Source organism: Aphanizomenon flos-aquae FACHB-1287, assembly GCF_014698755.1.
In the GTDB taxonomy this organism is placed as follows: Bacteria; Cyanobacteriota; Cyanobacteriia; order Cyanobacteriales; family Nostocaceae; genus Dolichospermum; species Dolichospermum flosaquae.
The window spans coordinates 15,780-36,474 of the sequence record NZ_JACJTO010000037.1 but is presented as its reverse complement, the minus strand read 5'-3'; the positions used below and the strand labels follow the sequence as shown (position 1 = coordinate 36,474).

Here is a 20,695-nt window from a genome sequence, read left to right as displayed (position 1 = left end):
ACTAACTACTGACAACTAACAACTTACTATGAACATCAGAATTGGTAATGGTTATGATATACACAGATTGGTGAGCGATCGCCATTTAATTTTAGGCGGTATTCACATTCCCCATGAACTCGGTTTGTTAGGACACAGTGATGCTGATGTTTTGACCCATGCTATCATGGACGCTATGCTAGGAGCATTATCTTTAGGGGATATTGGTCATTATTTTCCCCCAACAGATCCTAAATGGGCTGGGGCTGATAGTTTGGTATTATTAAAACAAATACATCAATTGATTCGGGAACAAGGTTGGAAAATCGGCAATATTGATTCTGTCGTTGTGGCTGAACGTCCCAAATTAAAACCCCATATTTCTAAAATGCGGGATAAATTAGCCGCAGTTTTAGAAGTAGAACCAAATCAAATTGGTGTCAAAGCTACAACTAATGAAAAACTTGGTCCAACGGGAAGAGAAGAAGGTATTTGTGCTTATGCTGTAGTTTTGTTAGTAAGTGGTGATTAATTCATAACTAATAGGAGAATCACAGAATGTTTAGTTTAGAAAAACCAGAAGAACTAATTAAAATCAGACTCATTTCTAGTATTTGGAATAATCAATTTGATTCACCGGAGAAAATAGAAAGTTTATTTCAACTGTCTTCTCCAGATATTATCGTCTTAGATCAAAATCAGCAAATTGCATTATTAGTAGATGTCAAAGCGCAAGAAATTCTAGAAAGTCATGAAAATAATTTATCAAAAGTCAGCAATCTGTATTTACAAAACTCTCAAACAAACCCGCGATTTGTTATGTTAGCAAATTTAACAGAAATTAATGTTTTTAAATCTACTAATGGTGTATTTTATAAACCAGAGATATCATTAAATACAGGAAAAATTCTTAGTCATTATGATTCAGAATTTTGTGAGAAGACAATATTTAATTTCTATTTGAAAACCCTCATAGTATCTTGGTTAAGAGATTTGAGTTATCACTGGAAATCAGAAATACCACCTGCCTCTGAAAAATTTGAAAAAATAGGTTTATTAGCAAAGATAAAAAATGGAGAAACATATTCACAAAACTATGAATAAGAGTAAATAATTTATATTTAATTACCAGTATCAGGAATATCAAAATATTAAAACCATGACATTACAAAAAATACTCAATCTTACGAAACGCTTTTTCTTATTAATCACAATTATTGCATTTACAGCAATGACAATTACCGCTTGTAACCCAATTCAATTAAAAACCAATGCGGCTCAAGTTCCCCAATTAGTCAGAAGTATTCTGAATGATCCAAAAACATTTAATGCGGCACTTGGTTCTGAATCACCAAATATTTTTGATCTTACTTATGAAGGATTATTAACGCAAAATCCTATTAACGGTAAAATAGAAGGAGCATTAGCTCAATCATGGGAAATATCACCTGATAAAACCAAAATTACCTTTACCATACGTGAGGGTTTAAAATGGTCAGACGGACAACCATTAACAGTTGATGATGTCGTATTTACCTACAATGATATTTATTTAAATGAAAAAATTCCCACAGATACTAGAGATGTTTTGAGAATTGGTAAAGATCGCAAATTACCAACTGTGAAAAAAATAGATAATAAAAGAGTAGAATTTAGTGTACCTGAACCATTTAGACCTTTTTTGCTAAATACAAGGGCATCTATTTTACCTGATCATATTTTAGAAAAATCAGTGAAAACAAAAGATAAAGATAGTAAACTGGAATTTTTGAGTAAATGGAGTGTTGATACTCCCCCAGAAGAAATTATTGTTAATGGACCTTATAAAATTGAAAGATATGATACAAGTCAACGGATAATTTTTCGCCGTAATCCCTATTATTGGCGTAAAGATGCTCAAGGTAAATCACAACCTTATATTGAACGGATAATTTGGCAAATTGTGGAATCAACAGATGCTTCTTTACTTCAATTTCGTTCCGGTGATTTAGATTCTATTAGTGTTTCCCCTGATTATTTTTCGCTGTTAAAAGTTCAGGAAAAACAAGGAAATTTTACAATATATAATGGTGGTCAAAGTTCTAGCACTTTATTTCTTTCTTTCAACTTAAATAAAGGGAAAAGAAATAATCAACCATTAGTTGATCCTATTAAATCTCAATGGTTTAATAATGTCCAATTTCGCCAAGCGGTAGCTTATGCTATTGATAGACAAACCATGTTAAATAATACTTTTCGTGGTTTGGGTACTTTCCAAAATTCTTCTATTTCTGTTCTAAGTCCTTATTTTTTATCACCAGAAAAGGGACTAAAAGTTTATAAATATAATCCTGATAAAGCGAAGGAATTACTAATAAAAGCAGGATTCAAATATAATGACAAAAATCTTTTAGTGGATAATCAAGGTAACGAAGTCAGATTTAGTTTACTCACCAATGCTGGTAATAAAATTCGGGAATCAATGGGTTCGCAAATTAAACAAGATTTGAGTAAAATTGGCATTCAAGTTGATTTTACTCCCTTGGCATGGAATACTTTTATAGGTAAGATATCTAATACTTTAGATTGGGAGGCTGGTTTATTAGGTTTAATTGATGGATTAGAACCTAATGATGGTGCTAATGTTTGGTCACCTGACGGGGGATTACATATGTTTAATCAGAAACCCCAAGCTGGACAAAAGCCCATAGAAGGGAGAGAAGTTGCACCTTGGGAAGTGAAAATTAATGAACTTTATATTCAGGGCGCACAGGAATTTGATGAGGTGAAAGTCAAGGAAATTTATGGGGAAAGTCAACAATTAATACAGGAGTATTTACCTTTTATTTATTTGGTAAATTCCTCTGCTATGTCAGCAATTAGAAATCGTTTTGAAGGTATCCAATTTTCTGTCCTTGGTGGTGCTTTTTGGAATATTCATGAAATTAAAGTTACGAAATAGGTAATAGTGAAGAAATTCTTACTAATTACCAATCACCAAAAACTTTCTAGGTTGGCTAGAGTCTAAATCATTCTCATATTAATATCTGGTAATAACCTATGACATTAACAGAAAAACTATTCAATTCCACAAAACGTCTTTGGTTACTAATAATTATTATTGCTTTCACGACAATGACCATTACCGCTTGTAACCCAACCAAATTAAAAACTAGCACCGCTCAAGTACCCCAATTAGTAACTAGTATTCTCAGTGATCCAAAAACATTTAATGCTGCACTAAGTTCCGAATCACCAAATATTTTTGGTTACACTTATGAAGGATTATTAACTCAAAATCCCATTGACGGAAAAATAGAAGGTGCGTTAGCCCAATCATGGGAAATATCACCAGATAAAACCAAAATTACCTTTACCATGCGCGAAGGTTTAAAATGGTCAGACGGAGAACCATTAACAGTTGATGATGTCGTATTTACCTACAATGATATTTATCTAAATCAAGACATACCCACAGACACTAGAGATGTTTTAAGAGTGGGGAAAGATCGCAAATTACCAACAGTCAAAAAAATAGATAATACAAGAGTAGAATTTAGTGTACCCGAACCATTTAGACCTTTTTTGCTGAGTACAGGATCGTCTATTTTACCTGCTCATATCTTAGAAAAATCAGTCAAAACTAAAAATAAAGATGGTAAACTGGAATTTTTAAGTAAATGGGGTGTGGATACTCCTCCCGAAGAACTGATTGTTAATGGACCTTACAAACTGGAAAGATATGATACTAGTCAACGGATAATTTTTCGTCGTAACCCCTATTATTGGCGGAAAGATACTCAAGGAAAACCCCAACCATATATTGAACGCATAATTTGGCAAATTGTCGAATCAACTGATACTTCTTTACTCCAATTTCGTTCTGGTGATTTAGATTCTATTGGGGTTTCTCCCGACTATTTCTCCTTATTAAAAGTTCAGGAAAAACAAGGTAATTTTAAAATATATAATGGTGGTCCTAGTTCTAGCACTTCCTTTATTTCTTTTAATTTAAATAAGGGAAAAAGAAATGATAAACTATTGGTTGATCCTATTAAATCTAAATGGTTTAATAATGTCCAATTTCGTCAAGCGGTAGCCTATGCTATTGATAGACAAACCATGTTAAATAACACTTTTCGTGGTTTAGGTACACCTCAAAATTCTCCTATTTCTGTCCAAAGTCCTTATTTTTTATCACCAGAAAAAGGCTTAAAGGTTTATAAATATAATCCTGAAAAAGCTAAGGAATTGCTAATACAAGGAGGATTTAAATATAATGAAAAAAATCTTTTAGTAGATGATCAAGGTAACGAGGTGAGATTTGCATTATTAACAAATGCTGGGAATAGAATCCGAGAATCAATGGGTTCACAAATTAAACAGGATTTAAGTAAAATCGGTATTCAAGTAGATTTCACACCTTTAGCTTGGAATACCTTCATAGACAAACTTTCTAATACTTTAGATTGGGATGCTTGTTTAATCGGTTTAACAGGAGGTTTAGAACCTAATGATGGTGCAAATGTGTGGTCTCCTGAAGGTGGTTTACATATGTTTAATCAAAAACCTCAAGCGGGACAAAAACCAATTGTAGGTTGGGAGGTTGCTGACTGGGAAAAGAAAATTAATGAACTTTATATTCAAGGAGCGCAGGAATTTGATGAGGCTAAATTAAAGGAAATTTATGGCGAAAGTCAACAATTAACACAAGAATATTTACCTTTTATTTATTTGGTTAATTCCTATTCTCTATCAGCAATTCGCAACCGTTTTCAAGGTATTCAATTTTCCGCTCTCGGTGGTGCTTTTTGGAATATTCATGAAATTAAAGTTACGAAGTAGGTAATTCGTCAGGCTTCGCCCCGCTTCGCTAACACGCAGAGGCGCAGAGAGGAAGAGTTTGAGCTATTGGTTTCTTATTGGGATATTTCATTTCTGTTGTCCACAAGTTTGACGTTAAATGCGGGTGTTTCTACTATATGAATGGTGGTGGAAGCAATGCTTATACTTCCGTTTGTGTTGTCGAATTCGTCAAGAATCCGACTAAAGATGATATCTTTTTTGCCTCGACGTTGTTTGTAGTCCACTATATAACGCAGGGTAAATTCTAGCCAGTTGTCGTTAGCTGCTAGGGTGACAGCAGGTTCAATTTTGGCATCTTCAATTAAATATTTGTGTACCATGTGTTGCCATTGTGCCTTGGCTTGAGGCATATATTCCCCGACAACTTCGTTAGCTACCTGTTGCAGAATTTCTCTGGTTAAAGAGCGATCGCTCCCGTATTTTACTGGTACAGTAATTTCATCCCATACAAAGGGAAAATCTGCCGAATAATTAAATACGGGTTCTTTAAATACAAAACTATTAGCAATTCTGACAATACGACCATTATAAAGATCAGCTTTTACCCAAGCACCGCACTCCATTAAGGTAGTCCGCAAAATACTAATATCTATAACATCTCCCATTATCCCACCCAGTAATACTCTATCTCCTGGTTTGTAATATTGACCTAAGGAAATAGCTACCCAACCAGCAAAACTCCCAATTACTTCTTGTAATGCAAAGGCGACACCAGCACCAATTACCCCAAAAATTACTGTTAGTTTTCCCAGGCTATCACTAAATATCAAAACAATTAATAAAGCCATAATTGCATAGCCAATGAAGGTAATGGCTTTGCGGATATGATAGCGCAAATCACTGTCTTGAACTTGGCGCGGTAAAACTTGAGCTAAAATTCGGAAAACAATGGCAACTATAATAATTCCTGAAGTTACTTCAATCAATTTGACAACTATAGCATCCGCCAGTAAGTTTTGAATTGTCTTTGAAGCATTTTCCACAAGTTACTCCTTATTAAATAAAAAGTTAATTTACATTCATGAATCTGGTGTATTTTTACTGTTATCAGGGTTGAACAGATTATTTAAATAAGATAGCCGAAATCCTGGTGATTTGTAATCTTGAGGCAAATAATTTTCTGGTATAGTCGTCTGATTACCGTCTCTGACAGCAGAGTAATGGGGAGACAGAATTTCAATTTCTGCTTCATTACATTTATCTTGAATGTTTTGGTGGAGTTCTGAATAAATACTTGCCATGAGTATAGGTTTATTGGTATAAGCATTTAATTCATAGCTGACATAAAAATCATCTAAACTGGTTTGGAATACAAAGGGAACAGGCTCTGGTAAAATATTATTTGTTGCTATTGCTGCATCAATTAAAACTTGATGAACTTTTCGCCAAGGCACATCATACCCCAGTGTGATTGTAGTATTTAATATTAGATAATAATTAGGGTCTTGTGATAGGGAACTATAGTTGATAATTTGGCTAGTTAATACAGTTCCATTAGGAATAGTAATGATCACATTTTTAATGGTACGAATGCGGGTAACTAGCAGGGTTTTTTCTACTATATCACCTATAGCGTCACCAATTTTAATGCGATCGCCTATTTGGAAAGCACGAGTATAAATAAGAATAGTTCCCGCGACAACATTAGTAATAACAGCCGTTGAACCTAATGAAAATAAAACACCTAAAAATACTGAGATACCCTGAAAAGCTGGTGAACCAAATCCTGGTAAATAAGGAAATGCTAAGACTAATGCTAGGGCGACTATAATTAAGAATACCAGTTTATAAGTTGGTTCTGCCCAGTCATTATAAAAGCCGGAAATGGATATATTTCCATTACCCAATTCTGTGAAAATATAGCGAATAAATTTAAGACTGTAGTGGGTAATGAAGAAAATTAATGCTAATGCAAATATATTAGGTAAATAATCGGCAAATGCTAACCAACTTTTATAAATTGCTCCTAGAAAATAACTAATAAGTCTAGAACTTATTTGTTTTGTCCAAGGAAAAAAACTTAAAACTAAAGAAATGTAGATATATAAAATACTAATTACTATAATTATGCAGATAATCTTAACTAGCCTAGTCACAATATTACTGACTCTAGCTGTGGGTAAAAGTTCTATATTTTGAATTCTTAACTCAGGAATTCTAATTCCTCTCCAATTTTGTAATTTAGTAATAATTCTGGGATAAACTTGATTAAACACTTTCAGGAACACGAATAAAATTACTGTTGAAATAAAAGTATAAAATAGCCCCTTCAAAATATTATATAAGCTACGTTCTTTTCTGTATTGATTGATGGCATTTCTAATTATTTCTATACATTTTTCTGCTAGTATTTGTCTTGTTTTATTTACAGCTTTAGCATCTTTGTCTGTGATGGTAAATAATGTTTTATCCCCTATCACAATATTAGTTGTATCTGAATCTTCTACAACTCGCAATTTATCCATAGATATTAATGGATCATTAGCAATTTTTTCTAGTCTATTGGTGACAGCTTGCGCTCGCTCTTGGTGAGAAAATGAACCGACATTTTTCTGAATTACAAATAGTGTTGTATTTCCTAATAACACAGGAGTTCCATCTATTTTATTCACAATTTCTGAGTTTTGGGCAACAGGTATAGCTTTATCTTGAATAGTTACGGTTTTATCTTGAGAATAACCCATAGATATGTTTATCATAAAAATATAACATATCAGGCTAATCATGAATTTATTTAAAATATTTAGATACTTGTTTTTATTGGTGTATTTGTTCATGGTTTGATTAAATTTATGGACTTACTTAATCTACTTTTGATATGGTATCATTAAGGTTATAAACATAATCAACCTAAAAGCAAAGGCAATATTTTGAACAAATTTCGTACACAAGAAGCCGTGACAAGTAGGGGTTTAGCTTTTGCTTTACCCTTGCATAAATCAAACCGGATTCCTATAAAATAGATTTATAGTATAAATTGATGTTTGTGTATATCAAGCGCATATCAAGGATAATTATATTCACTTAAAATCTAAAATTGCTGTGACACAACCCGAAAATTTGCGATCGCTCTTAGAAGCCGTCGCCAATGGTAAAATAACCCCAGAGACAGCCTTCGACTCCCTCAAAGACCTAGCCTATCAATCTGTAGGTGAGTTTGCTAAAATAGACCACCACCGTCAATTAAGAACCGGTTTCCCGGAAGTAATTTGGGGGCCTGGTAAAACTCCTGAACAAATTGCTCAAATTATGGAGGTCATGCGTCATCGAACATCTGTAGTTATGGCTACCCGTATTGAACCTCAAGTATATTCTGCATTGCAAAAAAAAGTTAGGGGTATCCAATATTACGAACAAGCGCGAATTTGTGCCATTGTTCCCCCGATAATTGAAGTCAGATTTCCTGGTAAAATTGGCATTCTTTCCGCCGGTACTGCTGATTTAGCCGTTGCGGAGGAGGCCGCTGTCACCGCAGAACTTTCTGGTTTTTCTGTACAACGTCTCTGGGATGTAGGTGTAGCAGGAATACACCGTTTACTCAGTAACCGTCACCTGTTAGAATCAGCCTCAGTATTAATTGTTGTAGCAGGTATGGAAGGGGCTTTACCCAGTGTAGTAGCAGGTTTGACTGATTCTCCAGTCATTGCTGTTCCTACCAGTATCGGTTATGGTGCGAGTTTTTCCGGTTTAGCACCTTTGTTAACAATGCTTAACTCTTGTGCTGCTGGTATAGGTGTGGTAAATATAGATAATGGTTTCGGTGCAGCGGTTTTAGCAGGGCAAATTTTACGAACTTCAGAAAAATTACGCTTGTCAGCAGAAATATAGTAAGATGTAAAAGTAAAAATTACTTACGACCGTTGTTTATCTGATTTCACTCTTTTATGGAACACTTAAATGATTCCCTACTTCCACTGCTAGGAAATTTACACGAACATATGACTTTTCTGGCTGATGTTGGTAACGTTAGAGATGCAGACGTTTTAGGTCAAATACGAACTGCTTGGAATAACTTTGTCACAAGTGGCCAAGTGTGGGCACTGTCGATTGGTGTTATTATTGGCTATCTGTTCAAGAGTTTAACCAGTTACGGTTAAATTTATTTAAGATTTGAGATTTTGGACTGATAATTATTCAAGATCTAACATCTAGATATAATTTCTGCCTCTCCCTTCAGATTTATTTATGACAGAAAAACAAACTTGGAGTCAGCGGTTTGAGTCCGCGTTGCATCCAGCGATCGCTCGCTTTAATGCCAGTATAAGTTTTGATATTGAACTCATTGAATACGACATTACTGGTTCTCAAGCTCACGCGAAAATGTTGGCTCACACGGGGATAATTACCCATTTAGAAGGGGAAGCACTGTGTAATGGTTTAGAACAAGTTCGTCAAGAATATCACCAAGGGCAATTCCGGCCTGGTATTGATGCTGAAGATGTGCATTTTGCCGTAGAAAAGCGACTAACGGAAATTGTTGGGGATGTAGGTAAAAAGCTACACACAGCCCGTTCTCGCAATGACCAAGTAGGTACGGATACGAGATTGTATCTCCGGGATCAAATCCAACAAATTCGCCAGCAATTACGGGATTTTCAAGGGGTTCTACTGGATATAGCCGAAAAAAATGTAGAAACCCTGATTCCTGGCTATACCCACCTTCAACGGGCTCAACCTGTCAGTTTAGCGCATCATTTGCTGGCATACTTTCAAATGGCACAACGAGACTGGGAACGCTTGGAAGATGTTTATAGCCGAGTGAATATCTCTCCTTTGGGTTGTGGGGCTTTAGCGGGAACAACTTTTCCCATTGACCGCCACTATACAGCTAGTTTATTACATTTTGACAATGTTTATGCTAACAGCTTGGACGGCGTGAGCGATCGGGACTTTGCCATAGAATTTCTCTGTGCTGCTAGTATTATCATGGTTCATCTCAGCCGTCTGTCAGAAGAGGTAATTCTATGGGCTTCGGAGGAATTTCGCTTTGTCACCCTCAAAGATAGCTGTGCCACAGGTTCTAGCATTATGCCCCAAAAGAAAAACCCCGACGTACCAGAATTAGTGCGCGGCAAAACGGGGCGAGTCTTTGGTCATCTACAAGCCATGTTAGTAATTATGAAGGGTTTACCCCTGGCTTATAACAAAGACCTCCAGGAAGACAAAGAAGGCATATTTGATAGCGTGAATACGGTCAAAGCCTGTTTAGAGGCAATGACAATTTTACTGCAAGAAGGTTTAGAATTTCGTTATCAGCGATTAGCAACAGCAGTTACAGAAGATTTTTCTAACGCTACTGATGTCGCTGATTATCTTGCAGCCCGGGGTGTACCGTTCCGAGAAGCTTATAATATTGTGGGTAAAGTCGTGAAAACCAGTATTGCTGGTGGTAAACTACTTAAAGATTTGCAGATAGAAGAATGGCAACAAATCCATCCCGCATTTGCTTCCGACATTTATGAAGCCATAACTCCACGCCAAGTAGTTGCAGCCCGCAATAGCTATGGAGGTACAGGATTTGAACAAGTTAGACAGGCTCTTGTCAATGCCCGTATTCAAATTAATATATAGGTTTCTCTACCCCTCTCTAACAATCGCATAGAGTGAGGGTAATTTCTTCTTTATTGTATCATCCTGTTTAGAAGCGGAAAACGCTGTATATGGTGTGTTGGGTTGAGGTAACAAAACCCAACTAATTAAACTCTTTTGCTGCTGGCAATAATCTTTTCAAACTCTCTTTTATTTCCTAGAACCATTTTTATTATTGGTATAGAAATCTTAATTCTTCAACAACTGACCGAAAAGACGCGACACAAGCCCCGTCCTTCTAGGACGGCTTTATGTTAAAATTTGGTCATAGTCGCCACAGGGCATTGGGAGACTTTAAACGGACATGGAGGGACGATAAGACCACTTGTGGCGTGTTTCATTGAAGTGTCAAGAATCACCGCACCTTCAGGTCGGCGAGTATGTCAAAACTGGAAACAAGTAAAGGTGTACTCATGTACACCCTAAAAATTAAAAATATGAAAGAGTAAAATTTAACCAGATATACTTGTGACGGCTGAGATTTGAACTTTTACAAGATTATCAAAAACCTAGACTTGTAAGGGTTTAGCATTGCCAAATCCTTACCCGTAGAATCCAACGGTTAAGCCATTTTAAGTATACATTAATCAGCAGCGTCCATGGCTGCTGCCCCTGTGTCTTCCTCTTCACTATTGGGCGGTCTTTGTTGGAATCTTCTGCCCATTCTACCTGTTGTAGTCCGTTTACGAAACTTTCTGGCGTAAGCCTGGTTTCGTAGCGCCTTCTCTTTCTTTGGGTTACGGCGCTTTGCCATATTCACCTCATTAATAAACAACAAAAAATTGGCATCTAGGCATTACTTAGGCCATATCAGCTACCGATATTATTGATATACTTTTTTAGCCTAGTGCAGCAATCAATACACTTTAAATAGCATATCATTATATCGCACTAAAAAGTCTAATGTCAACCAGAATTTAGGGGCGGCAAACTTTAAATTAGAGGTTTGCTGATAGCCTAATAGAAAGGGGCCAGTAGGGGTGCAGGGCTTAATAATAGAAAATCCGACGGCGATGCCTTACTGGTAGGCATCGCGGATTTTAGATTTGTGATTAGCCCTTAATCTAAAATCCAATTAGGGATTTAATTGTTTACCGCTGCTGCTTCTCGTGCTGCTGCTGCTTGGTCTGGGTGAATACCCAATCGTGTGAGGTTAATTCGACCTTTATTATCAATTTCTCGCACTTTGACAATCACTTCATCACCAACACCGACTTCATCTTCAACCTTACCAACGCGGTAGTCAGCCAGTTGAGAGATATGAATCATGCCTTCTTTTCCGGGCAAAAATTCCACAAAAGCACCAATAGGTATAATTCGCGTTACACGACCAATATAAACATCACCTTCATGGAGTTTACGAGTCATGCCTTGAACAATGTTCCGCGCCTTCTTAGCCCTATTTTCATCAACTGCGGAAATAGTGACAGTACCATCATCCTGGATGTCAATTTTTGCGCCAGTTTCTTCAGTAATGCCCTTAATGGTTTTACCACCAGGCCCAATGACTAAACCAATCATGTCAGGATCGATCTTAATTGTCAACAGGCGGGGGGCATAGGGCGAAGTTTCTTCCCTGGGGGTATCAATAGTCTGGAGCATTTTTTCCAGAATGTGTAACCGGGCGGGTCGGGCTTGGTTGACAGCGTCGGCGATGACTTCTAAAGACAAACCAGATATTTTCATATCCATCTGTAAAGCGGTAATCCCAGTATCAGTACCAGCAACTTTGAAGTCCATATCACCTAAAAAGTCTTCAATGCCTTGAATATCGGTAAGGATTCGCACTTCGTCCCCTTCCTTAATTAAGCCCATAGCCGCTCCGCTGACGGGTTTAGTAATTGGTACACCGGCATCCATTAGGGATAAACTAGAACCACAAACAGAACCCATGGAAGTGGAACCGTTAGAAGATAGCACTTCCGAAACTACGCGAATAACGTAGGGAAATTTATCTTTAGGTGGTAATACGGGTAACAATGCTCTTTCTGCTAATGCACCATGTCCGATTTCTCTTCTACCGGGGGCGCGGAGGGGTTTGGTTTCGCCTACGGAGAAGGGTGGGAAGTTATAGTGATGTAGATAACGTTTGGCTTGGTCTAGTTGCAAGTCGTCGTTAAGGTTTTGAGCATCTCCGGGAGTTCCCAAGGTACACATTGATAATACTTGAGTTAGTCCCCGGTTAAATAAACCGCTACCATGGACTCGTTTGGGTATTATACCAACTCGACAAGATATGGGACGGACTTCATCAAGTTTGCGACCATCAACGCGGACATTATCTTCGATAATTTGCAGACGCATGAAGTATTTAGTAATGCTTTTGAAGGTATTACTAAGGGCTTTAGAGTCTGCTGTTGCAGCGATACGAATGGGGTCTTCTTCTGGTAAAGCTTTGATTTCATCAGAAATACTATCTTTAACCGCATCTAAAGCGATATCACGATCAGTTTTAGTTAACTCAAATTGCGCTAATATTTTTTTGATCTCTTGATTAGCGCGATCGCGGATATAATTTTCTAAGGTCTGATCAGGTTCGGGTGGTGTTTCTTGGACGAGTTTTAGCCCTAATTCATCCAGCAAATCTAACTGGGCTTGAATTAAATCCCGCACGGCTTCATAGCCAAAATCAATGGCTTCAATAATATCTCGCTCTGGCAATTGATTTGCACCGGCTTCTACCATGATCACCCCATCTGGTGAACCGGCGACAATTAAATCCAAATCTCCCGCTTCAATTTCTGCGTAGGTCGGGTTAATAATAAAATCATCACCCACTAAGCCTACCCGCACAGCGGCCATTGGTCCATTAAAGGGAATTTGGGCAATTAGTGTGGCAATTGAAGCACCTGTTACTGCTAACACATCGGGGGGAACTTGCTCATCCATGGACATAGTTAAGGCCACAATTTGCAAATCATCCCGCAACCATGAGGGGAATAAAGGACGGAGTGGACGGTCAATCAGACGACTGGTAAGAATTGCCTTTTCCGGCGGACGACCTTCTCGCCGCATAATTCCTCCCGGAATTCTTCCCGCTGCATACAATCTTTCTTCGTAATCTACGGTCAGTGGCAAAAAATCAATGCCTTCCCGCGCTGCTGACCTTGTAGCCGTTACTAAAACTGTTGTATCTCCTGATTGTATCAAAACCGACCCACCTGCTTGGGGGGCTAGTAGGCCAACCGTCAGTCGAATATCCCGTCCGTCAAAGGATATTGACTTTTCAAATTCTGCCATTCAGTTTTTTTTCCTTCTCTTACGCGTTTCTCACTCTGTGGCAATCCTAACATTTATGCAGTCTGGACGGCTTGTGTTATGAACAAACATAAAGCAAAATTTCCTAAGTTAGCTGTACAAAGGGCTTTATATCTGGGTTTGTCATCTCAGCTATATTTTTGCTGAACGATTTCATAATAGTTCATCAATCAATTAAGATGTAATTAGCTGTATGGTAATTCCCAAAAAAGGAATGGTCACCCCAAGCTAAATTACCAATTGAGTTATTTTTATGGTAAGGATAAATAAATTATTCTATCTTGATATTCATTGTCTTCTGAGGCCAAAGCAACTAATATTAATTTTTCTATATTTTCACCAATACTTAAATTTGGATTCAGGATTAAAATAACTAGTGTATCACTAATACAAAATTATTTTTCTCACACCAACAAAAAATTTCCGTATCTAATGTACCTTTTGAGGGTATATTTGCTTCTCCTATTACCTTAATCAAAATATCAGGTTCTCGTAATCTAATTTGATTTGGATATAGAGGATTAACATTTTCATTAATTAAATATTTTAAGGTCATACTGGCTTTTTCGCTTGTCTGGAAATTCTGAGTTAGTTTTTATGACCATGTTCTATTCAGTTTTTTATGTAAGTGCTGACAGTTTCTTGATTTTGCGAATAATAAAGAATGGTTGCATATACTTATTCTCACAAGTGTTGAATCCTATATACCTAGGGTAAATCAAGGCTTTCATGTCATTTATTCGTAATTAACGCAAGCTAAAGTATAAAATAATTAAAAATACTTTTATTATACCGTGGCAATATGAGTGTAATATAAATTATTTTATATTTATGACGTAACAATTTCTTTGAATCTTAAAAATTCTGACACAACCGACCCTGATATGGGTTGAACTAGTGTCAATATTTTCATTTTGTTGATTTAAAGAGATTCAGATCTGATTTTTGTGGAAACAATACCGAATAGCTGAGGATAAGCATTGTCAGTCAGCATTCCCTATCCTATACAAATCTACATTTTCATAAATGATTTAGGAGTGCATTATGTTTGATAACTCTTTTGATTCATCTTTATCAGGGTTGGGTAATTTCTCAACTTACCTGGATAAAGACCATTTAAGTTCCAGTCCAACAGTGTCTAGTTTACAGCAACTTCCATCATTAAATACACCTGTTGACAATGCGGGAAATACCCTAGCTACAGCCCGTTCTGTTGGGACATTAACAGCAACTCAAAGTTTTAGTGACTGGGTAGGAAGTGTTGATACTAACGATTATTATAGTTTCAATGTAGGCATTCAAAGTAACTTAACTTTGAGTTTAACAGGCTTAACCGCCAATGCGGATGTTCAATTACTTAATGGTTCTGGTGGTGTAATTACCACTTCTGCGAAAAGTGGCACTACTTCTGAATCCATTGCCAGTCTGTTGAATACAGGTAATTATTTTGTCCGAGTATATCGGTCTAGCGGTGACACGAACTACAGTTTGTCTTTAAATGCTACACCTATTGACAATGCCGGAAATACCACAGCTACAGCCCGTGCTGTTGGGACATTAACAGCAACTCAAAGTTTTAGTGACTGGGTAGGAAGTGTTGATACTAACGATTATTATAGTTTCAATGTGGGAACACAAAGTAACTTAACTTTGAGTTTAACAGGCTTAACAGCCAATGCGGATGTTGAATTACTTAATAGTTCTGGAACTGTAATTACCACTGCTGCTGCTACTGGCACTACTTCTGAATCCATTACCAGGTTGTTAAGTACAGGTACTTATTATGCGCGGGTATATCAATCCAGTGGTGACACGAACTACAGTTTGTCTTTAAATGCTACACCTGTTGATAATGCCGGAGATAACACAGGTACAGCCCGTGCTGTTGGAACATTAACAGCAACTCAAAGTTTTAGTGACTGGGTAGGAAGTGTTGATACTAACGATTATTATAGTTTCAATGTAGGCATTCAAAGTAACTTAACTTTGAGTTTAACAGGCTTAACCGCCAATGCGGATGTTCAATTACTTAATGGTTCTGGTGGTGTAATTACCACTTCTGCGAAAAGTGGCACTACTTCTGAATCCATTGCCAGTCTGTTGAATACAGGTACTTATTTTGTCCGGGTATATCGGTCTAGCGGTGACACGAACTACAGTTTGTCTTTAAATGCTACACCTATTGACAATGCCGGAAATACCACAGCTACAGCCCGTACTGTTGGGACATTAACAGCAACTCAAAGTTTTAGTAACTGGGTAGGAAGTCTTGACACTAACGATTACTATAGTTTCAATGTGGGAACACAAAGTAACTTGACTTTGAGTTTAACAGGCTTAACAGCCAATGCGGATGTTGAATTACTTAATAGTTCTGGAACTGTAATTACCACTGCTGCTGCTACTGGCACTACTTCTGAATCCATTACCAGGTTGTTAAGTACAGGTACTTATTATGCGCGGGTATATCAATCCAGTGGTGACACGAACTACAGTTTGTCTTTAAATGCTACACCTGTTGATAATGCTGGAGATAACACAGGTACAGCCCGTGCTGTTGGAACATTAACAGGAACTCAAAGTTTTAGTGACTGGGTAGGAAGTGTTGATACTAACGATTATTATAGTTTCAATGTAGGCATCCAAAGTAACTTAACTTTGAGTTTAACAGGCTTAACCGCCAATGCGGATGTTCAATTACTTAATGGTTCTGGTGGTGTAATTACCACTTCTGCGAAAACTGGTACTACTTCTGAATCCATTGCCAGTCTGTTGAATACAGGTACTTATTTTGTCCGAGTATATCAATCCAGTGGTGACACGAACTACAGTTTGTCTTTAAACATGATTGAGATTACACCCAATCCAAATCCAACACCGGAAGATTGGTATAATCAAAATCTCAAAGATGCTCAAATTATCACTTTAACCCGTTCCTTAGCTGCTGATGGTAATTTGAGTCGCAATGATATGATTTCCATTTTCAGTGATGCTAAAGATGGTAGTGTAATTGATGCCAATGAGTTAACTGACTTACGGACTCTTGTTAGTAACTCTACCCTGTTTACTATGGCTGATTCCGTGAAGGTCTTATCTAATAAGATTGCCAATAGTGACGTTGCTAACACTCGTTCCGGTTTTGGTAACTTGTCTGCAGGTAGTAATGCTACCCAAATGGAAAATCTGATTGGTAAGTGGTTCTTAGGAAATAATCGTCCTGGTTTGACCAGTTCCAGCTATTCCTATCAATATGTTAGTGGTTCTCTGTTCCAAAATGGACTTAGTGCTAATGACATTGACCAAGGAGCGCTGGGAGACTGTTATTATGTAGCAACCTTAGCTTCTATTGCCCAGGAAAAACCTGATTACATCCAAAATATGTTTACGGACAATGGTGATAATACCTTCACTGTGCGTTTTTATCGCAATGGCGTTGCTGATTATGTCACAGTAGATCGTTACTTACCAACTAATTTATCAGGTAGGGCCGCTTATGCTGGTTGGGGTGGAAGTTCTTATACTTCCACTACTAATGAACTTTGGGTAGCTTTAGCAGAAAAAGCCTATGCCCAATTAGCTGAATCTGGTTGGAGTCGTTCTAGCACTTCTACTAACTCCTATGCAGCTATAGAAGGTGGTTGGATGGGTTCAGTGATTAGTCAGGTAGCGGGATTAGGTAGTTCAGCAGCTGATGCCGCTTATATGACTCAAGCTCAACTGATTAATTTGGTTAATTCTAATCAAATTTTAACAGTTGGGTTTAATTATGCTGCTGGTAATACATTAGGGGTTGTTAATAATCATGCTTATACCATTACTGCCTATAATGCTACTAATCAAACTTTCCATTTACGGAATCCTTGGGGAACCCGCGATGTTGATGTCACCTGGAGTCAATTAGTCTCTTTGAGAGGTGTTATGGTATGGTCTAATACCTAGACATTATTGGCAGCAGTACGAATATTAATTATTTGTACTGCTGTTTATTTAATTAATAATGATTTCAATAATTAGAGGTGATGGGGATGAAACCATTATTATTGTTGTTTAGTTTATTAAGTTTTGATAGTATGATGGATTGTTGTCATTATTTACCTAGATATTTTCACAGTCAACCATCGTCACACTTACAGTCAAAGGCTGTTAATAAGAAAGTTATGATTAAGGTTTCTTTACTGTCTCAAGAAAATAAATTACCACCTTTAGGTATTCCTCCCCAACCTAACCGCGATATTGGTTTTGCGACTGTATTTGTCAGCTTAGAAAATCATCAGATGAAAAATCAAACGGTGATCATTAAAAAGATTGAAGTTCGTAATGTTTCTGATCGTAAATTACAATCTTTTAGTTTTCAACCGAAACGGATTGAATTAAAACCTTTAGAAAATTCGGTAATTGATATTCATTTAACTAATAAAATCGGCTATTCTGGAAAAGATCGAGTAAAGGCAATAATTACCTATCAAATCGGGGAAGAGGTTAATAAAATTGAATCTGAAGCTGTTGAGGTTGATAGACATTAGCTACTCAATCAGCTAATTGTAATTACCCTAAACTCAAAATACCAACTTGAAAATTCACGGTGATAAAGTTAATTCAGGAAAAATTCTTCCTCTTCTTGCTGGTTGTTTTGGTGTTAGCTGATTCATATTTAAAACCTCCATTTTCATTATTTTTTGACTATTTTAGTATTTTACTATCAGTCTTAAATTGATTTTTTCGTAGTTATGCTGTATATAATAAAACAAAACTACGAAGGGTCGATTTACGTCAATTTACTTTGCTTTCGTGTCATCTATAGCACCTCTAGTCATGGCAGCGATCGCTTTATCGGTGGCTTTTGGTAGGTGATAATATTTACCTCCAGCGGTTTTCGATAATTCCTTCGCAAAACCAGTTGAATTTTATGCAGATAAATTGAGATATTTGTCAAGAATATTGAGAAAATAAATAATATTTGACTTTGCTGAAATAAAAAATACAATCACGATTATAATTAATTTAGTTATTTAACATATATCACCAAGATTCACTACGGTTAATTTATATGCACATTTCAAAGTTTCAACTTTTCAATTACAAATCTTTTCAAGATTCTGGTCTACTGGAATTTACACAGGGTATTAATATTATTGTTGGTCAGAATAATGCCGGTAAAACAGCACTATTAGAAGCACTTACATTAAATTTTAGTGATGTCCCACATCGTAGTATTAAAACTTTACCAACTCAGTCTTCAATTACAAAAGAGATATCAAAATCTGAAATTACATTGTTACTACAGAATCAAGAATTACGAAATTTCTTGGATTATCTTGAATCCTCTCTTGGAATTCCTTATCCAAACTATGATCAAGAATGTGAATATGGCTGGGAAGGCACACCAGAAAATATAGATGCACTAGTCAAATCTTATTTTCAAAAAATTTTAGATAGTCAAGATTTGATAGAAATTAATTTATCATTGTCTAGCATAAATAACCAGATAATAGTTGAGGATGACAAGATAAGTAAAAGATTAAACTTTAATTTATATTTACCAAAAATGAAAAAAGACAAGGTCAAATATGATTTTATTAAAATCAAAAAAGAAAATGGGTATAGCTATAGTCCTGAATTTATTTATGAGAAAGTTTTAGATCCTTATTATGGAGATACCTGGGAAACAAGCCATGTTGAAATCTATGAGGGTGGAAATGAAGAAACAATCACCTACAAACTGTTCCAACTCTTTAAAAGCCGTATATACAGATTCTATGCTGAAAGATTAAATATTAGCAAGTGTGCTTTTGGAAATAAGTCAATTTTAGAACCAAACGCATCTAATTTAGCTGAGGTTTTGAGTGGTTTACAAAGTCGAAACTCAACAGCTTTTGACAGGTATAACAAATACATAAATCAAATTTTTCCCCATATTAAAAGAATAGCAATTGAACCCAGGGAGCATAATCAACTAGAAATTATGGTTTGGAATATAGAACCAGAAACCGAAAGGGAAGATTTAGCTGTTTCTTTATCATCTTGCGGTACAGGTATCGGTCAAGTATTGGCTATCTTATATGTTGTCATGAATTCACCAGAACCGCGAACTATAATTATTGATGAACCACAATCATTTTTACATCCAGGAGCAGCAAAAAAACTAATTGAGATATTGAAACAATTTCCACAGCACCAGTATTTTATAGCTACTCATTCACCAACGATAATTAATGCTGCTAATCCTTCTAAAATTATCATGCTTAAATATGAAGATTGTGAAACTAAAGTATCAGCGATAAATGCTAAAGAAGCAAGAGAACAACGGTCACTTTTAGCAGAAGTTGGTGTGAGTTTATCAGACGTTTTTGGTGCTGATAATATTCTTTGGGTAGAAGGTCCAACAGAGCAAATATGCTTTCCATTAATTTTAGAGAAAGTAGCTAAAAAATCATTATTAGGTACTACAATTTTGGCTGTTCAGGATGTAGGGCGTTTAGATAATAAAAGTAAAAATGCTAGTTTGATATTTGATATTTATGACAAGCTTAGTGGAGGTTCAAGCTTATTTCCACCTGCTATTGGATTCTTATTTGACCGTGAGACTAGATCGGATAATGAAGAGAAGGATTTGCAGGAAAGAAGTAAAAAACTTGTTACATTATTGCCTAGACGTATGTATGAAAATTATCTACTTCATTCTGAAGCAATAACAGCAATCATTAATGAATGTGACGAAAACCGTGAAGAAAAGCTTACTATTGAAGAGGTTAAAGAATGGATTGATAAAAACAAATACGAACTTGATTATTTTCCAAAAGATGTAAAAATTCAGGGAATTTCAGATAATGATTGGCGTTGTACAGTTGATGGTGCAAAGCTTATAAAGGAATTATTTGCACATTTTTGTGAAACGCGATTACGATTTTATAAAACAACACACTCCGTCAAACTTACTGAATGGCTAATTGATAATCAACCAGAACAACTTTTAGAAATAGCGGGATTATTGGTAAATATTTTAGATTTTAAAGATTAATAATTG

The 20,695-nt window shown here is 36.3% G+C and carries 14 protein-coding genes; 9 read left to right on the top strand and 5 right to left on the bottom strand.

Features of this window, described 5'->3' with window-relative positions; genetic code table 11:
• The first annotated feature begins 28 nt into the window (after positions 1-28).
• The 4 genes from ispF (at position 29) to H6G44_RS15900 (ending at position 4,803) form a co-directional block, all read left to right on the top strand.
• On the top strand, positions 29-511 hold the full coding sequence (ispF, locus tag H6G44_RS15915) for a 2-C-methyl-D-erythritol 2,4-cyclodiphosphate synthase (protein ID WP_190387503.1): 483 nt from the start codon (positions 29-31) through the stop codon (positions 509-511).
• A gap of 26 nt (positions 512-537) precedes the next feature.
• On the top strand, positions 538-1,083 hold the full coding sequence (locus H6G44_RS15910) for a hypothetical protein (RefSeq protein ID WP_190387504.1): 546 nt from the start codon (positions 538-540) through the stop codon (positions 1,081-1,083).
• A gap of 55 nt (positions 1,084-1,138) precedes the next feature.
• Complete coding sequence (locus H6G44_RS15905) at positions 1,139-2,920, top strand: ABC transporter substrate-binding protein (protein WP_190387505.1); 1,782 nt, start codon at positions 1,139-1,141, stop codon at positions 2,918-2,920.
• A 98-nt stretch (positions 2,921-3,018) separates the two neighbouring features.
• Positions 3,019-4,803 (top strand): ABC transporter substrate-binding protein, encoded by a 1,785-nt coding sequence (locus tag H6G44_RS15900; protein WP_190387506.1) that lies wholly within the window; start codon positions 3,019-3,021, stop codon positions 4,801-4,803.
• Between the two features lie 74 nt (positions 4,804-4,877).
• Here the strand turns inward: H6G44_RS15900 and H6G44_RS15895 are convergent, their stop codons facing one another.
• Positions 4,878-5,807 carry a mechanosensitive ion channel family protein gene (locus H6G44_RS15895; RefSeq protein ID WP_190387507.1) on the bottom strand — a complete coding sequence of 310 codons (930 nt, stop codon included), beginning with the start codon at positions 5,805-5,807 and terminating at the stop codon, positions 4,878-4,880.
• A 36-nt stretch (positions 5,808-5,843) separates the two neighbouring features.
• Positions 5,844-7,523 carry a mechanosensitive ion channel family protein gene (locus H6G44_RS15890; RefSeq protein ID WP_242031768.1) on the bottom strand — a complete coding sequence of 560 codons (1,680 nt, stop codon included), beginning with the start codon at positions 7,521-7,523 and terminating at the stop codon, positions 5,844-5,846.
• A gap of 343 nt (positions 7,524-7,866) precedes the next feature.
• Here H6G44_RS15890 and larB point away from each other — a divergent pair, with 343 nt between their 5' ends.
• Complete coding sequence (larB, locus tag H6G44_RS15885) at positions 7,867-8,652, top strand: nickel pincer cofactor biosynthesis protein LarB (RefSeq protein ID WP_190387509.1); 786 nt, start codon at positions 7,867-7,869, stop codon at positions 8,650-8,652.
• 357 nt (positions 8,653-9,009) lie between these two features.
• A complete protein-coding gene (gene argH, locus H6G44_RS15880) occupies positions 9,010-10,395 on the top strand; it encodes an argininosuccinate lyase (RefSeq protein WP_190387510.1) in 1,386 nt (461 codons plus the stop codon).
• Between the two features lie 601 nt (positions 10,396-10,996).
• On the opposite strand, the gene H6G44_RS15875 is transcribed toward argH, so the two are convergent.
• The 3 genes from H6G44_RS15875 to H6G44_RS20385 all read right to left on the bottom strand — a co-directional run bounded on the left by H6G44_RS15875 (position 10,997) and on the right by H6G44_RS20385 (position 14,227).
• Positions 10,997-11,167, bottom strand: coding sequence for a hypothetical protein (locus H6G44_RS15875; protein ID WP_190387511.1), 171 nt, complete (start codon positions 11,165-11,167; stop codon positions 10,997-10,999).
• Between the two features lie 329 nt (positions 11,168-11,496).
• Entirely contained in the window at positions 11,497-13,653 is a 2,157-nt protein-coding gene (locus H6G44_RS15870; RefSeq protein ID WP_190387512.1) for a polyribonucleotide nucleotidyltransferase, read from the bottom strand.
• A gap of 391 nt (positions 13,654-14,044) precedes the next feature.
• On the bottom strand, positions 14,045-14,227 hold the full coding sequence (locus H6G44_RS20385; protein WP_242031770.1) for a DUF5615 family PIN-like protein: 183 nt from the start codon (positions 14,225-14,227) through the stop codon (positions 14,045-14,047).
• A 488-nt stretch (positions 14,228-14,715) separates the two neighbouring features.
• On the opposite strand from H6G44_RS20385, the gene H6G44_RS15860 reads away from it, so the two are divergent.
• The 3 genes from H6G44_RS15860 (at position 14,716) to H6G44_RS15850 (ending at position 20,689) form a co-directional block, all read left to right on the top strand.
• Positions 14,716-17,610, top strand: a complete 2,895-nt coding sequence (locus H6G44_RS15860) for a pre-peptidase C-terminal domain-containing protein (protein ID WP_190387513.1) — start codon at positions 14,716-14,718, stop codon at positions 17,608-17,610.
• Between the two features lie 86 nt (positions 17,611-17,696).
• Positions 17,697-18,194: a hypothetical protein gene (locus H6G44_RS15855; protein ID WP_190387514.1), complete on the top strand. Its 498-nt coding sequence runs from the start codon at positions 17,697-17,699 to the stop codon at positions 18,192-18,194.
• A 524-nt stretch (positions 18,195-18,718) separates the two neighbouring features.
• Complete coding sequence (locus H6G44_RS15850) at positions 18,719-20,689, top strand: AAA family ATPase (RefSeq protein ID WP_190387515.1); 1,971 nt, start codon at positions 18,719-18,721, stop codon at positions 20,687-20,689.
• Positions 20,690-20,695 lie beyond the last annotated feature (6 nt).